Below are 14,548 nucleotides of genomic sequence, written 5' to 3'. Positions count from 1 at the left end.
ATGCTGCCGATGGCCGAACTGCGGGAGATCGCAACCGAACTCGGGGCCACGGACGTCTCGACGTACATCGCGTCGGGCAATCTCCTCTGTTCACCACCAGGTGATCCCACCGAGTTCGACCGTGCGCTCGAGGCCGTGATCGAAGAGCGCTACGGCTTCTTCCGCGAGGTCATCAGCCGCACCCCCGCCGAAGTGAGTGCCGCGCTCGACGCGCACCCGTTCGAGATCGTCGACGACAAATACTCCTACATCTACTTTCTCGTCGCCCGACCGGACGCCGACAAGGTGGCGGCGTTCGAAGAGAAGGAGTTCGGCGGCGATGTCCGGCAGGTGATCGGCTCCGATCTCCACATCCGATACGCCGAGGGTGCGGGCCGATCGAAGCTCACCGCGCCCGCGATCGCCCGGGGTCTGGGTGTGCAGGGAACCGGCCGCAACCTGCGTACGGTCCGAAAGCTGCTGGATCTCACCGAGGCTTGAGCAGCCCGGTGGCCGGACCGCAGGTGCGGGCGTAGCGTCGGAACAAGGACACCGGACGCGTACGTCGAGAGGAGTCCCCATGGACCGCCCGGAATCGGACCCGACAGTAACGGACCCCACGCGTGGGAATCAGCCGGTACCTCAGCCCCCGCCGCCTCCGGACCCGGTTCCGGTGCCGGAGCCGATCCCCGAGCCTCCGCCGGAACCGCCTTTCCCGACGCCCACGCCGCCGCCCGATCCCCAACCAGGACCGCCCGATCCGGAGCCGCCTCCGCGTCCGGTGGTCATCTGAGCGTCAGCCGCGCGACAGGACCCGCGTCACGCGATCCAGGTCGGCGAGTTGATCCGACTTCGGCGCCTCCCACAGCTTCTTCGGTAGCTCTTCGAGGGCCTTGACCGCCGATTCGGCACTGTCGAGGATCTCGACGGCTGCGTCGCCGCCGGTGTCGGCGGCCGCGATGAGGCGATCGTCGAGTTCGAAGACCGCGTCGTCCAGCCGGTCCCGCGCCGACACGAGTTCATCGTCGTGCGGAATGGCGGGATTGGCGTGCACGTCGGCGATCGCGTAGCGGATACGCCGGTGCAGCAACGCCTCTAGGGTGTTGTCGGTGGTCCAGCTCTCCGGTGCGCGGCCCGGCCGGCCGGGGATGAGATCGGTGGACCGGGCAAACCGGCGCACCCGTTTGTCGGAGTCGTAGGCGAACCACGCGGCCCCACCGAGGATGAACAGCGCAACCACCACGGTCACGACGATGACGATGACTGCGATCATGGCCGGCTCACCTCGTCCGACACGGTTCGCACATGATCTGGCATACGGCCCAGCCTACTCAGGACGTGCGCACACCCTTGGGAGCCTTGCCGGACATGAAACCGAACAGGTATCCGGCGACGCGCCGCATCTGGATCTCGTCGGCGCCCTCGGTGATGCGATAGCGCCGGTGGTGACGGTAGATGTGCTCGAACGGTTCATGCCGCGAGTACCCGCGTCCGCCGAACACCTGCATCGCCTGGTCGGCGGCGTCGCAACACAGCCGGTTGGCCTGGTAGTTGCACATCGAGACCTCGGCCGAGGCGGCGAAGTTGCCGTGGGTGTCCATCTTCCAGGCCGTCTCCCGGATGAGCGCACGCACCATCGCACACCGAGTGTGCAGATCGACGAGCGGGAACTGGATCGCCTGGTTGGTCGAGAGCTTCTTACCGAACGGAGCCCTCTCGTTGGCGTACTCGACCGCCCGGTTCACGCAGTACTGCGCGGCACCGAGACTCGACGCCGCCTGCCGAATCCGGTTCTCGTTGAAGAAGTGCTGCACCACCTGCAGGCCGGCACCCTCCGCCCCGAACACGGCCGAGTTCGGGACTCGCACGTCGCGCAGGGAGATGTGGGCGTGATCGGTGGGCATGTTGAACGTCCAGAGGTACTCCTCGACGCGGAAGCCGGGCGCCTGCGGGTCGACGAGGAACGCGGTGATACCGCGTGCGTCACCGGGTTCTCCACTCGTACGGGCAAAGACGATGTCGCGGTGGGCGGCGTGTATTCCGGTGTTCCAGGTCTTCTCGCCGTTGATGATCCAGTCGTCACCGTCGCGGACAGCGGTCGTCTCCATGTACGTCGCATCGGAGCCGTGCTCCGGTTCGGTGATCCCGAACGCGAAGAACTTGGTGCCGGCCGCCAGACCCTCGACCCACTCCTCCTGCTGCTCGGGGGTGCCGTACTCCAGCATCAGCAGGAGCCCGATATTGTTGCCGACGATGGCATGTTCGTTCTGCAGATCGCAGTGCAGGCCCAGCCCTTTCGACGCGAGATGCTCGCGGATGATCGCCATGGCGAGATTCGATCCGTCGCGCCCGCCGAACTCCTCGGGGAACGGATACCGGAAGTGTCCCGCGGCGTCGGCCCGCCGCCGTGCCTCGCCAAGCAGCGCTTCCCACTCGGCGTTCGGCAACCCACCGCGTTCCCAGTACGTGCGCGAGTCCTCACGCCGGTGGTCGAAGAACCGGATGTTGTCGTCGGCCTGCTCGAGAGGCTTGATCTCCGCCTCGATGAAGGCGTCGAGTTCATCCAGGTAGTCGCTCAGCGACTCGGGCAGTGCGAAATCCACGGTGAATCCTTCTCGTTGGTGATCGGCTGTCGTGTGGTCATGTCACGGGTGCGGGACCGCGAAGTACTTCGGATTGGCGACCACCAACCGCGCCCGCACGTCGGCCGCGACCGCGGCACGCACCTTCTCGTCGGTGCCGTCGAGTTCGCCGGATCGCAGGGCGTCGCACAGTGCTCGCTGATCGGTGACGCCCAGGGCGGCCAATCGTTGCGCGCTCTCCGCGGCGTGGATGGGCCCGAGCAGGACCTGGCGTCGGACGACATCCACGACGTTGCCGGCGACCCGCGTGTGGAACTTGACCTGCGGTGACATCTCGGACGTCACGGCATCGGAGCGGAGGAATCCACCGAGCGCTTCGAGCAACTCGAGCGACGACGGCGAGCCGTGCGGCTCCTCATCGGGGCCGGAGGTTTCGACGCTCAACGGGTCCGGCACCACCTCGGGCGACACGATTCCGAGATCGAGCAGGGCGTCGAATTCCTGTTCGGCACTTCGCCGTCCGATCGCGGCGAGCTCGACGGACCGTTCGATGCCGTCGAGGTGCCGGTTGGCCTGGAACGCGCAGATCAGGCCCCACTTCACCGTGGCGTACAGCTCCCACCAGCGCAACGCCTCTTCGGCGGGTCGCCACCCGGCCACCTCGGCGTAGGCGTCGAGCAGCCCAGCGCGCTCGCCCATCCCGGCCACCGGGGTGGAGCCACCGAACCGCCAGGCCTTGGCGCACAGCCAACCCAGGTCCTCGACCGGGTCACCGATGTGGACCAGTTCCCAATCAAGCACCGCGGCAACGCCATCGGCGTCGACGAGGAGGTTGCCGAGCCGGAAGTCACCGTGGACGACACCGGAACCGGGAGACGACGGCGGTGGATTGGCCACGAGCCACTGGGTCGCGAGGAGGAGCCCGGCCGGCATCGCGTCGAACTCGCGCGGGAACAGTGCGCGCAACGCATCGACCGGATCGACGAGTTCTTCGAGACCCGGCGTCGCAGCGGCATCGATCTGATGCACCCGCGCCAGAATCCCGCCGCACTGTTGGACGAACCGGTCACGCGCAGCAGCATAGGTGTCGTCGCGGAGTATCCGACGCGGGATCGATTCGCCACCGATGAAATTCATTGTGAGGTAGGGAAACCCGAGAACGCTGTCCTCGCCGAGGCCGGCATCGAGGATCGCCGGCACCGGAACCCCGGCGTCGGCGGCGGCCCGCAGGACCTCCGCCTCCGCCCCGAGTCCGCCGTCGTCCTGCGCCGCCGGTACGGCGCGGATGATGATCGCTTCGGGTCTGCCCTCGCTGTCGACGAGGGTCGCGGCGTAGGTCGCGCGGCTCGCACCTGCGGGTAGTCGCCGGGCGGAATCGACCGTCACCGGAGTACCTCGTGTCGCGCTGAGCCGCTCGGCGACTCGGGTGGCCACATCCCGGGCCTCAGGCACTCCCACGCAGATCCGTCCCTTCGCGCCTCACCCGGTGACCGACGCCATCACCGGTGTAATCCCCGACACAGCGAAGCTAGCACGGAAGCTGAATCCGCTGTCAGAAAACTCCCGTGTCAGGCGCGCTCTCCGGTTGTGGGGGTCTGGAACTCCGGCTGATCGATGATGCGGACCCAGGAGCCGTCGGGACGACGGGTGACGACCTGCGCACGGGCCCCCGCTCCGTTGCGCGGCGGTGTCGAGGTCAAGGCCAGGTCGTCACCGAAGGCGAGCGTCGGCAGCGGCGACTCCGGGACGAAGGTCGGACGGTGTTCGAGGACCGACGCCCAGAGGTCGCGGATGGCCGCGCGACCCCTGGTCACCCGCCCCGGCGGAAACGCCATGACGGCGTCCTCGTGGTAGAGCGAGGCGACCGCGTCCGCGTCGCCGGCGTTGGAGTACTCGACGAACAACCTGGTGAGGTCTTCGGGAGTTCGGGCGGTCTCGTAGGCGGTCACAACGATTCCTCTCGGGCGGAGTCACAGGGACCTCTTCACGGTGCGTTGCCAGCCAAAATAAGTCCAAGTGATTGTCCTGATGGTCGCTATCATCGAAAGTTATGGAGATGCGGCAGCTCGAGTACTTCGTGGCAGTGGCCGACGAGGAGAGCTTCACCGCCGCGGCGCAGCGGGTGCACACCACGCAGCCCAACATCAGCGCACAGATCCGCAGCCTCGAACGCGAACTCGGATCGGCGCTCTTCGACCGGTCGGGCAGGTCTGTCCGCCTCACCGACGCCGGGCGGGCAGCACTCCCCGCGGCGCGCCCGGCGCTGGCAGCCGCCGCGGGCGTGATTGATGCGGTGTCGGAGGTCCGCGGCCTGCTGCGCGGAAGCCTGGCGGTGGGCATGGTCGAGGGCTGTACCGTCGCACCGCTGTTCACCGCGCTGGGCGCGTTCGGTTCCGCCCACCCGAAAGTCGCCTTGAGCCTGCGTGAGTCGCCGTCGGACCGGCTCATCGCATCGGTGGCCGACGGCAGTCTCGACGTGGTGCTCGCCGGCTACGGCGACGAGTTGCCGCGCGGCATCGAATCACTCACGGTCATCTCCGAACCCGTCGTCGCCGTTGTCCCGGCCAACACATCGGGAAAGGTCGAGGCCACGCAACTCGACGACCTCCGGCGCCGGTCCCTCATCTGCCTGCCGCGCGGCGCAGGCATCCGAACCGTCTTCGACGACGCGGCGGTCGCGCATGGCGGACCCATCCGGCCGGCCATCGAGGCGTCATCCCCCGACGCGATCGTCGAATTGGTGTGCAGCGGCATGGGAACGGGCATCCTGAGCGCGTCCATCGCGGCTGCCGACGAACGCGTTGCCGGACTCCCGATCGACGGCGTCGACGTCGACGCACGGCTCGGTGTTCTCTGGAGAACCGACCCTGCCCCCGCGACGCGACGGTTCGTCGACCTCGTACGCGAGGAATTCCGCCTCGCCGACCCGGAGTGACGCTCCGAGCTCAGCTCGCCAGCGCGTCCCCGGCCTCGTCCGCCGACTCCTCCGGCAGCGCGGGATCCACCGCATCGTCGGTCGGCTTCCCGGCGATCCAGTCGCCGATACTCAATCCTCGACGCCCCCAACGCTTGTCGAAGTGCCGCGCCCGCGCGGTCGACTTCTCCAGCTTCGCCGGCGAGTAGCGGCGCCGGGCCCAGGTGGATCTCGGTCGTGCCAGACGGATGGCACCGGCCCAGGCGAAGATCGGGATGAACACACCGACGATCGCCGTCGAGTACTTGCCCTTGACCACGCAGAAGATCGCGGCGGCGATGTTGATCGGCGCGGTCAACGCGAACGCCACGGGTCCGAACTCGACGTCCGCCTCGGCATTGAACGGGTTGAAGCCGAGAAGGACCATTCCCAGCGCGGCGACGGTGAGGGCGACCACCTGCACCGAGAGTTGGCCTTCGCGTGACCAGTACACGTCCTGGAGACGAAGGATCAGCGCGAACTCGTCGAGCACCAGCGACGCGCCGATACCGACCAGGACGGCACTGATGGACGCGCCGGGCTCGACGCCGTTGACGCCGACGGAGACGAACGCTCCCACGAGCAGCAGAATCAGTCCCGGGACCATGTGGTGGACGTGCAGACCGCCGGACACATTGTTCTTGAAAGGCCCCTTGCCCGCCCGGATCAGTCGGGTGATCACCCGCGTCACGACGAACGTCACCGTGAACGAGGCGAACAGGAGGAACAGCGGAAGTCGTTGATGCGTCAGGTCATCGAGTAATTCCACCGTCGGTCACTCTCTCGTCATGCCGGCACGATGCCGGTGCGCCGCTGCTCGATGATCAGGCAGCGGTCCTCGACGTAGAGCAGTCCCGCGTCCTCGGCGATCTTCCGTGCCTCCTCCGAACGGATTCCGAGCTGCAGCCACAGCGCCGTCGCGCCTGCCTCGACCGCGGCACGCGCGACGTCGGCGCACTCCGGACCGGGACGGAACACATCGACGAGGCCGACCTGGTCGGGGATCTCCGAGAGCGACCGGAACACCTTCTCACCGACGATCTCGTCGGCGGTGGGGTTGACCGGGATGATCCGCCAGCCGAGGTGTTTCATGTGCGCGGGCACCTCGTTGGCGGCCTTGGCCGTGTTGGCGCTGGCACCCACCACGGTGATGGTGTCGTAGGTGGACAGGATCTTCTCGACGATCTCGTCCGTCGTGCGGGGGTCGGCGGAGTCTTGGGTAGCCATTCTGAGAGTGTATGTGCCGACGTCGGCTGATTCGGCACGTCGGCGGTGTTCGCCGGCGTCAGCGCATCACGCCGTGCAGGACGATGGCCACCAGCCGCTCGGCCCAGGCATCGTCGAACTCCTGGTCCCGGAGCAGCAGGATGTGCAGCATCGCCGATCCGCCGACGACCTCGATGAGACGGTCCGGGTCGACGTCGGGGTGCACCTCGCCCCGCTCGACCGCCACCACCAGCCGTTCGCGTACCCCACCGAACACCTCGGCGAAACCGGCGTGGACGCGGGCGGCCAGGGCCGGATCGGCGGACATGTCGGCGATCAGACCGGGCAGCGCGACCCGAGTCACCGGTCTGGCGAACAGGTCCCGGGCCGCGTCGACCATGGACCGCAGGTCGGACTCCATCTCGCCACTCGACGGCGGTAGACGCGTCATCTGCGCGAACACGACGTCGTGGACGAGTTCGGCCTTACCCGACCATCGCCGGTACAGCGCGGTCTTGGTGGTGGCGGCCCGGTCGGCGATCGCGGCCATCGTCAGGCGGCGGTACCCCACCTCGACGACGAGTTCGGCTGCGGCGTCGAGCACGGCGGAGTCGATCCGCGCGTCACGGGGACGCCCGGCGACGGTCTCGATCAGTCCGGTGCCGTCGAGACCGGTGCCGGCGAGATCAGCGCCGTCGGGTCCAGCGTCCATGAGACCAACTCTCGTAGCAGTCGCGATTTTGCCGAAGTCCCTGCGCGCTCCGCGACCCGTCTGCTGTCATTACGCTACTCACCGTAGCGAATATTGGGGGTGCGCCCGTGGCCACCGAACCGGCGGTCGAACACATCGACCATCTACAACGCTCCAGCAGGGACACCACCTCGGTCCCGGACATCCTCGCGTCCTGGCTCGCCGAACAACCCGACACACCGGACTCGGCCCCCGAGGTGACGGTGAGCGCGGGTGGCGACACCAACGGCATGTCGTCGGAGACCATCTCGGTCACTGCGACCTGGCCGGGGACCGAAACCCTGCACTGGGTGATGCGGATGGCGCCTTCCGCCGCCGACATCCCGGTGTTCCGCACGTACCGGATGGACCACCAGTTCGAGACCATGCGCCGTGTCGCCGAACTGACCGACGTGCCGGTCCCGCGGGTTCACCACCTCGAACCGACCGGATCGCTGCTCGGTGCGCCGTTCTTCCTCATGGACCGCATGGAGGGCGACGTGCCGCCCGACGTCATGCCGTACACATTCGGCGACAACTGGTTTGCCGATGCCGACGCCACCGACCGGCGTCGTGCGCAGGACTCCGCGATCCACGTCATCGCCGACCTGCACTCCATCCCCGACGCGACGGAGAACTTCGGGTTCCTCCTCGACGACCTGCCCGCCGGGGACTCCATCCTGTCGCGGTTGCTCGCGTGGCTGCAGGACTGGTACGACCTGTCCTCCGAGGGAATCGGCCGCTCGCCTCTCGTCGAGCGCGCACTGACCTGGCTCACCGCGAACTTCCCCGACGAGGCCGCGTCCGCCGACCCCGTGCTGTCGTGGGGCGATTCCCGGTTGGGCAACATGATGTTCGTCGACTTCACGCCGACCGCCGTCCTCGACTGGGAGATGGCACGGATCGGGCCGCGTGAACTCGATGTCGCCTGGGTGATCTTCGCGCACGGCGTCTTCCAGGAGCTCGCGACGATGGCCGGCCTGCCCGGCCTTCCCGACCTCCTCCGCGAGGAGGACGTCCGCGCGACGTACCGGGAGCGGACCGGGGCCGAACTGGGCGACCTGCGCTGGTTCTACGTCTACGCCGCGGTGCAATGGTGCTGCGTCTTCATGCGGACAGGCGCGCGACGCGTGCACTTCGGCGAGCTCGAACGTCCCGATGACATCGACGGCACGCTCTTCTACCACCGTCCGTTGCTCGAACGTCTCCTCGAGGAAGGCTGACCACATGTCCGGTCTCGGACCGCTCGACGAGTTCCCGATTCATCAACTGCCGCAACCGATCGCCTGGCCCGCGAACTCCGACCGCAACTTCTACGATCGTGCCTACCTCAACGCCCACGACCGCAGCGGCGACATCTTCCTCATCACCGGCATCGGCTATTACCCCAATCTCGGGGTCAAGGACGCCTTCGTCCTGATCCGGCGCCGGGCGGCCGACGGCCCGGACACCCAGACCGCGGTCCACCTGTCCGACGCCATCGACGACGCGCGTCTGGACCAGCACGTGGGCGGTTATCGGCTCGCCGTCGACGAACCGCTGCGCACACTGCATCTCACGCTCGAGGAGACCGAGGGCGTCGCCGTCGACCTGCGCTGGGAGGGTCTGTTCGATCCACTCCTGGAACAACCTCATGTCATGCGTCAGGGCACCAAGGTCACGCTCGATGCGCAACGCTTCGCGCAGGTCGGTACCTGGCGAGGGTCCATCACGATCGACGGCGAACAGATCGCGGTCGACCCGACCGCCTGGATCGGAACCCGGGACCGATCCTGGGGCATCCGGCCGGTGGGCGAGCCGGAACCCGCAGGGAGACCGGCCGATCCGCCGTTCGAGGGCATGTGGTGGCTCTACGTGCCGATGGCCTTCGACGACTTCCAGCTCGTCCTCATCGTCCAGGAGGACCCGAGCGGATTCCGCACCCTCAACGACTGTTCCCGCGTGTGGAAGGACGGCCGCGTCGAACAGCTCGGATGGCCGCGGATCTCCGTGCACTATGCGTCCGGGACCCGGATACCCACCGGCGCAACCATTTCCGCCACCGCATCGGACGGTTCGGCAGTGACATTCGAGGTGGAGTCACTGCTTCCCGTCCCGATCCACGTCGGCGGCGGGTACGGCGGCGACCCGGACTGGACCCACGGCGTGTGGCGCGGTGAGGATTTCACCGAGCGACTCACCTACGACATGACCAGCCCGGAGGTCGTCGGGCGAATACCGTTCGGAGTGATCGACCATGTCGGACGGGCGGTCTGCCGGGAAGGCGACGGCACCACCCGCACCGGCTGGGGCCTGTTCGAGCACGGTGCGCTCGGCCGACACGACCCGTCAGGCTTCGCCGACTGGCTGACCGTCGCCCCTTAGTCCCTGCAAGGCTTGTGCGCACCGCACGCCCCCTGAGTAGCGAGCTCGCGAGCGTATCGAAGGGTCAGTCCAGACCGGCGAGGAACTCGTCGATCCGCGGCCAGGTCTGTTCCACGGCTGCCGACCCCGCGATGAGTCCGAGGTGGCTGGTCTCGACGGTCGTGAACTCCACTCGCGGCGATCCGGTGAACAGGTCGACGCCGTGGTGGGCCGCCGCCCAGCTGACGATGGCGTCCCGGTGGCTGCCGAACAGCTGTACCGATACCGCGACCTTCGAGAGGTCGACGGTCACGTCGTCGAATCGCAGGACGCCGCGGGCCAGTTCACCGCGCATGATGAAGTTCTCCCACATCTGCTCGGACGCTTTGCCCGGGTAGCCGGGCATCGTCTCCTGGAAGCGGTCGATGGCCTTCATCCGCGTCAGCGCCTCGGTGTCGTCGGCGTTGCGGATGATGTAGCCGGGCTTCTTGAGTTCCCGCTGCCAGGCGGTACCCCGGTAGGCGGTCCGCACGAAGAATGCGGGGATACCTCCCAGGACGCGCAGCGCAAGTGACACCGGCTTGGTACCGATGGGCCGCATCAGCGCCTTCACCAGGGGGTACGGCGGGACGCGGTCATAATCGAGTGGGGTTCCGACCGCGGTGATCGACCGCACCGGCAGACCCGGATCCGCGGCGACGGTGAGGAACGAGATGGTGCCGCCCAGGCTCCAGCTGAGCAGGTCGATCCCCTCGCCGGTCGACGGGCCGGCGTCGAAGTCCGCAAAGGTTGCGGCGATCGCGCCGGGAACGATGTCGGCGAAAAAGTCGGCGAACCCCAGGTGCCGGTCCTCGCGGGTCATCTCCCCGAAATCGAGCACATACGGCACCCGGCCGGTCGACAGCAGGAACTCCACCAGGCTCAATCCCGGAGTGAGGTCGTAGCAGTCTGTCGAGACCGCGAGCGGCGGGACGAGCAATACCGGCCGCTGCGCCGACTCGCGGGACGACGTCAGCTGCTCGACGGTGCCGTAGCGCCGCAGCTGACGATGTGGTGCGTCGACGACGACGGTGTGCGGCGACTTTCCGGACTCACCGATCTCCCCACCGCGTGCCAGGTGAAGCAGTGTGGCGACGCCGTCGAGACCACCCATGACAGTCCTCCCCGTGCAACTCGTTCGCAGACTCCTCACGCACCCGCGGGCGCGTGATCGCTGGTCATTCAACACGGTGCGCCGGCTCGGGTCGTGGTTGGGGCCGAGCGCAGGTGGGTATGTCCGGATCGAGGCATCGCGGCTACGGCCGATGCCAGGCGATCAAGACGCGGTCGAATCGATCAGCCCGCAGGGCGGTCCCATCCCCCGACCGTCCGCGCGTACGAGGAGGAGACATCATGGCCGAAGAACTCAACAACGTCACCGTCGCATTCCTGGTGGCCACCGAGGGCGCCGAACAGGTCGAACTCACCGAACCGTGGAAGTCGATCGAGGCCTGCGGCGGGAAGCCGGTACTGGTGTCCACCGACTCCGGCACCATCCAGGCCTTCGACCACCTCGACAAGGCGGACACCTTCCCCGTCGACGTGACCCTCGAAGACACCCGCATCGCCGATTTCGACGCCCTGGTCCTACCGGGCGGCGTCGCCAATCCCGACTTCCTGCGTGCCTCGGCACCGGCCGTGCGCTTCGTGCGCGGCTTCTTCGAGGCGGGCAAACCCGTCGCCGCGATCTGTCACGCGCCGTGGACGCTCATCGAGGCCGACGTCGTGCGCGGACGAACGCTGACATCGTTCCCCAGTATCCGGACCGACGTCGTCAACGCCGGCGGCAACTGGGTCGACGAAGAGGTCGTCACCTGCCGAAGCGGCGACAACGTGCTGATCACCAGCCGTAAGCCCGCCGACCTGCCGGCGTTCAACGCGGCGATCGTCGCCGAGTTCGCCCACAGCCGGGTGCCGAGCTGACCGACGGTCACACGACCGAGATGGGGCCCTGGCCGCGTCCGGTGAGGATCAGCAACGCCTGCTCGCCCTGCCCGGTCAGCTCGGCCGCCCCGACGGCCGTCGCCAGTGCCGAGGCCAGCACCGACTGCGGCAGCGTCGGCGCCGATCCGATCGCGCGTGCGATGTCGAGACCGTGGACGGCCAGCTCGAAGGTTCTCGTCGGCAGGTAGTGGGACAGCAGGATTCCACCCCATGGGGTGGCGACCGGTCGGTCGGCGACGCCGGTGATCGCCGCGACCGCACGGTCCCGGCGTTCGACCGCGGCCCGCAGCGGGTCGTCGCCGAGATCGACTCCGGCGGCCACGCCGCGGGACGTCACCTCGGGCGAGGAGGCCAGTCCCTGGATGCGGGCGTAATACCCTGCCACCGAATCGATCTCGACGGTGTCCGGCTCGGGTTGGGCGAGATAGTCGGCGACCGTCGTCAGCGAGCGACTCGTGTGTCCGATCAGCGAACGAACCGACCATTCCCCGAGGCCGGGCCGGTCCCACTGCTCAGGGCTCACCGCGGAGACCAGCAGGAGGAAGTGTTCGGCCCCCGCGATGTAGTCCTCGATGGCCCTGCTCAGACGCTGCTCGTCTGCCATGGTGTCTCCCTGGTTCTCCGGCGGAAACCGACTGCACAGCACACGATATTCGGCTGTCTCGCCGCGGTCGTCGCCACCGCCGAGGCCGACCGTCAGGTCCTCAGCTGTGGGGGTCGGACCTGACGGTGTCGTCGACGCCGGCCGTGTCGGCCTTGCTCGGTACGACGCCGCTGGCGGTGGCGAGCTTGGCGATGCGGTCGTAGAGCAAGGCGACCACGCCGGCGAACACGATCACGCCGAGGATCTGAGCCCAGGTGTCGAAGCCGTCGCCGACGATGGCGAGGACCGAGTCGTCGCCGGTGGCGGCGACGATGCCCGCGAAGACCACACCGAACAGGGCCTCACCGACGATCAGGCCGGTCGCGAGCAGAACACCCATACGCTTCTTGTGTTCGACTGCGCCGCCGCTTCGTTCGGCCCAGCGGTTGTAGAAGTGACCGAGGAAGGCACCCACCGGGATGATGAGGGTGACCGACATCGGCAGGTACATGCCCATGCCGACCGCCAGCGGCGGGAGCCGGAACCTCCCCGCGCGACCGAGCAACTCGTCGATGAGGATGACGACCGCGCCGATGAGGGCACCGATGCCGATCAGACCCCAGTCGAGGTCGGCCCCCAGCACGCCCTTCGCGAGCGTCGACAACAGGCCGGCCTGCGGTGCCGCCAGTGCGTCCTCTCCCGCTCCCGGAGCACCCACGAAGCCGAAGACGTCGTACATCAGTCCGAGGATCGGGGGGATGATCGCGGACCCGAAGAGCACGCCGATCACCAGCGCCACCTGCTGTTTCCACGGTGTCGCACCGACCAGTTGACCAGTCTTGAGGTCCTGCAGGTTGTCATTGGAGATCGTCGCGACGCCGAAGACGACCGCGGCGGTGAACAGCGTGTAGGCGATCAGCGCGTCTGTCTGGGAGGAGTCGGCGGTCCCGAACGTCGCCTTGATGAGGATCGCGGCGATGAGGACCACGAGGATGCCGACGCCGGAGATCGGGGAGTTCGACGAGCCGATGAGACCGGCCATGTAGCCGCAGACCGCCGCCACCGCCAGACCGATGACGAAGACGAAGACGATGCTCACCGCGATGATCCCGGCGGCGCTGCCCTCGAGGGCGGTGTCGTGCACGAAGTCCCACAGGAGCAGGCCGATGGGGATCAGCAGCACGAGGATGCTGCCGCCGACGATGTTGAACGGGATGTCGCGTTCGGTGATGTCCACGGTCACGCCCTCGCGACGTGAACGCGACGAGGCGAGTGACCCCTTGATCCCCCGCGCGATGGGCCCCATCACCTTGATGAGGGTCCAGATCGCAGCGACGCGATGGCGCCCGCGCCGATGAGGCGGACGTCGTTCGCGAAGACGCCGGAGACGATATCGCTGAGTGACTCGCCGGCCTCACCCTGGTTCTGGCTTTCGATGGGCAGCAGCACGCCATAGGAGATCAGCAGGCCGACGAGCATCGCGACGCCGACGGTGACGCCGACGAGGTGCCCGATGCCGATCAGCGACATCGACAGGCCGGCGCTGAACAGTGTTCCTCCCGCACCGACCTTGATCGTCGCGGAGATCGAGTCGCTCAGGACCTTCAGCTTGGCCAGGAGAGCGAAACCCGCCGACGCGATCGAGCCGATCACGATCGTGCGCAGACCGGCCTTGTTCTCCGTGGCACCGCCGGCCGAGTCGCCGACCTTCAGGACCTCGGCTGCCGCAACGCCTTCCGGGTATGGCAGGTCCGACCCCGTGACCAGCGCGCGGCGCAGCGGGATCGAGTACATCACGCCGAGGATGCCGCCGATCGCGCACACGGCGACTGTGATCCAGTACGGGAACCCCGTCCACCAGCCGATCATCACCAGGCCGGGGATCACGAAAATGATGGCCGACAACGTGCCGGCCGCGGACGCGATCGTCTGGACGATGTTGTTCTCCACCACCGAGTGATTGGCGAAGTACCGCAGGATGCTCATCGAGATGACGGCCGCCGGGATGGCGGTGGCGAAGGTGAGCCCGACCTTGAGGCCGAGATAGACGTTGGCCGCGGTGAAGACGAGGGTGATGACCCCGCCGAGGATGACCCCTCGCAGCGTCAGTTCTCGCAGACTTGCCGTGGCCGTGGCCGTGGGCGCTGTCGCCATCAGGTCCCCTCACACAGATTGTGAACGGCCACGCC

General features: G+C 67.7%; 14 protein-coding genes and 1 pseudogene. 5 read left to right on the top strand and 10 right to left on the bottom strand.

What is annotated here, in order from left to right:
- Complete coding sequence (locus IHQ52_RS05145) at nt 1–480, top strand: DUF1697 domain-containing protein (RefSeq protein WP_051349628.1); 480 nt, start codon at nt 1–3, stop codon at nt 478–480.
- 295 nt (nt 481–775) lie between these two features.
- On the opposite strand, the gene IHQ52_RS05140 is transcribed toward IHQ52_RS05145, so the two are convergent.
- The 4 genes from IHQ52_RS05140 to IHQ52_RS05125 form a co-directional block, all read right to left on the bottom strand.
- On the bottom strand, nt 776–1,252 hold the full coding sequence (locus IHQ52_RS05140) for a hypothetical protein (protein WP_006436560.1): 477 nt from the start codon (nt 1,250–1,252) through the stop codon (nt 776–778).
- Between the two features lie 58 nt (nt 1,253–1,310).
- Nucleotides 1,311–2,582 (bottom strand): acyl-CoA dehydrogenase family protein, encoded by a 1,272-nt coding sequence (locus tag IHQ52_RS05135; protein WP_182155110.1) that lies wholly within the window; start codon nt 2,580–2,582, stop codon nt 1,311–1,313.
- A gap of 42 nt (nt 2,583–2,624) precedes the next feature.
- The gene (locus IHQ52_RS05130) at nt 2,625–4,019 is read right to left on the bottom strand and encodes a phosphotransferase family protein (RefSeq protein WP_006436558.1); all 1,395 of its coding nucleotides are present in this window, start codon (nt 4,017–4,019) and stop codon (nt 2,625–2,627) included.
- A 110-nt stretch (nt 4,020–4,129) separates the two neighbouring features.
- Nucleotides 4,130–4,510 carry a YybH family protein gene (locus tag IHQ52_RS05125; RefSeq protein WP_006436557.1) on the bottom strand — a complete coding sequence of 127 codons (381 nt, stop codon included), beginning with the start codon at nt 4,508–4,510 and terminating at the stop codon, nt 4,130–4,132.
- Between the two features lie 101 nt (nt 4,511–4,611).
- Between IHQ52_RS05125 and IHQ52_RS05120 the strand changes: the two genes are divergently transcribed.
- Nucleotides 4,612–5,496 (top strand): LysR family transcriptional regulator, encoded by an 885-nt coding sequence (locus IHQ52_RS05120; protein WP_006436556.1) that lies wholly within the window; start codon nt 4,612–4,614, stop codon nt 5,494–5,496.
- Between the two features lie 10 nt (nt 5,497–5,506).
- Here the strand turns inward: IHQ52_RS05120 and IHQ52_RS05115 are convergent, their stop codons facing one another.
- From IHQ52_RS05115 to IHQ52_RS05105, 3 genes are read right to left on the bottom strand one after another with little or no spacing between them, the layout of a single operon-like run.
- The gene (locus tag IHQ52_RS05115) at nt 5,507–6,283 is read right to left on the bottom strand and encodes a hypothetical protein (RefSeq protein ID WP_006436555.1); all 777 of its coding nucleotides are present in this window, start codon (nt 6,281–6,283) and stop codon (nt 5,507–5,509) included.
- A 17-nt stretch (nt 6,284–6,300) separates the two neighbouring features.
- On the bottom strand, nt 6,301–6,741 hold the full coding sequence (locus IHQ52_RS05110; RefSeq protein ID WP_006436554.1) for a CoA-binding protein: 441 nt from the start codon (nt 6,739–6,741) through the stop codon (nt 6,301–6,303).
- Nucleotides 6,742–6,799: 58 nt separating this feature from the next.
- Nucleotides 6,800–7,432: a TetR/AcrR family transcriptional regulator gene (locus IHQ52_RS05105; protein ID WP_006436553.1), complete on the bottom strand. Its 633-nt coding sequence runs from the start codon at nt 7,430–7,432 to the stop codon at nt 6,800–6,802.
- Between the two features lie 107 nt (nt 7,433–7,539).
- Here IHQ52_RS05105 and IHQ52_RS05100 point away from each other — a divergent pair, with 107 nt between their 5' ends.
- Both IHQ52_RS05100 and IHQ52_RS05095 read left to right on the top strand, forming a co-directional pair.
- Nucleotides 7,540–8,673 (top strand): phosphotransferase family protein, encoded by a 1,134-nt coding sequence (locus tag IHQ52_RS05100; RefSeq protein WP_182155112.1) that lies wholly within the window; start codon nt 7,540–7,542, stop codon nt 8,671–8,673.
- A gap of 4 nt (nt 8,674–8,677) precedes the next feature.
- Nucleotides 8,678–9,814, top strand: coding sequence for an Rv3169 family protein (locus IHQ52_RS05095; RefSeq protein WP_159404686.1), 1,137 nt, complete (start codon nt 8,678–8,680; stop codon nt 9,812–9,814).
- Between the two features lie 64 nt (nt 9,815–9,878).
- Here the strand turns inward: IHQ52_RS05095 and IHQ52_RS05090 are convergent, their stop codons facing one another.
- Nucleotides 9,879–10,946: an alpha/beta hydrolase gene (locus tag IHQ52_RS05090; protein WP_182155114.1), complete on the bottom strand. Its 1,068-nt coding sequence runs from the start codon at nt 10,944–10,946 to the stop codon at nt 9,879–9,881.
- 239 nt (nt 10,947–11,185) lie between these two features.
- On the opposite strand from IHQ52_RS05090, the gene IHQ52_RS05085 reads away from it, so the two are divergent.
- A complete protein-coding gene (locus IHQ52_RS05085; RefSeq protein WP_006436548.1) occupies nt 11,186–11,755 on the top strand; it encodes a type 1 glutamine amidotransferase domain-containing protein in 570 nt (189 codons plus the stop codon).
- Nucleotides 11,756–11,762: 7 nt separating this feature from the next.
- Here the strand turns inward: IHQ52_RS05085 and IHQ52_RS05080 are convergent, their stop codons facing one another.
- Nucleotides 11,763–12,380: a maleylpyruvate isomerase family mycothiol-dependent enzyme gene (locus tag IHQ52_RS05080; RefSeq protein WP_006436547.1), complete on the bottom strand. Its 618-nt coding sequence runs from the start codon at nt 12,378–12,380 to the stop codon at nt 11,763–11,765.
- A 100-nt stretch (nt 12,381–12,480) separates the two neighbouring features.
- A pseudogene (locus tag IHQ52_RS05075) lies at nt 12,481–14,513 on the bottom strand (OPT family oligopeptide transporter).
- Nucleotides 14,514–14,548: the final 35 nt, after the last annotated feature.

The organism is Gordonia amicalis, from assembly GCF_022059885.1.
In the GTDB taxonomy this organism is placed as follows: domain Bacteria; phylum Actinomycetota; class Actinomycetes; order Mycobacteriales; family Mycobacteriaceae; genus Gordonia; species Gordonia amicalis.
This window is presented reverse-complemented; position numbering and strand designations above follow the sequence as displayed.

Excerpts from the sequence above, each read along its gene's own strand:
- IHQ52_RS05095 (WP_159404686.1), top strand. The coding sequence starts at position 8,678 with ATGTCCGGTCTCGGACCGCTCGACGAGTTCCCGATTCATCAACTGCCG.
- IHQ52_RS05140 (WP_006436560.1), bottom strand. The coding sequence starts at position 1,252 with ATGATCGCAGTCATCGTCATCGTCGTGACCGTGGTGGTTGCGCTGTTC.
- IHQ52_RS05090 (WP_182155114.1), bottom strand. The coding sequence starts at position 10,946 with ATGGGTGGTCTCGACGGCGTCGCCACACTGCTTCACCTGGCACGCGGT.
- IHQ52_RS05105 (WP_006436553.1), bottom strand. The coding sequence starts at position 7,432 with ATGGACGCTGGACCCGACGGCGCTGATCTCGCCGGCACCGGTCTCGAC.
- IHQ52_RS05085 (WP_006436548.1), top strand. The coding sequence starts at position 11,186 with ATGGCCGAAGAACTCAACAACGTCACCGTCGCATTCCTGGTGGCCACC.
- IHQ52_RS05120 (WP_006436556.1), top strand. The coding sequence starts at position 4,612 with ATGGAGATGCGGCAGCTCGAGTACTTCGTGGCAGTGGCCGACGAGGAG.
- IHQ52_RS05145 (WP_051349628.1), top strand. The coding sequence starts at position 1 with ATGCTGCCGATGGCCGAACTGCGGGAGATCGCAACCGAACTCGGGGCC.
- IHQ52_RS05080 (WP_006436547.1), bottom strand. The coding sequence starts at position 12,380 with ATGGCAGACGAGCAGCGTCTGAGCAGGGCCATCGAGGACTACATCGCG.
- IHQ52_RS05110 (WP_006436554.1), bottom strand. The coding sequence starts at position 6,741 with ATGGCTACCCAAGACTCCGCCGACCCCCGCACGACGGACGAGATCGTC.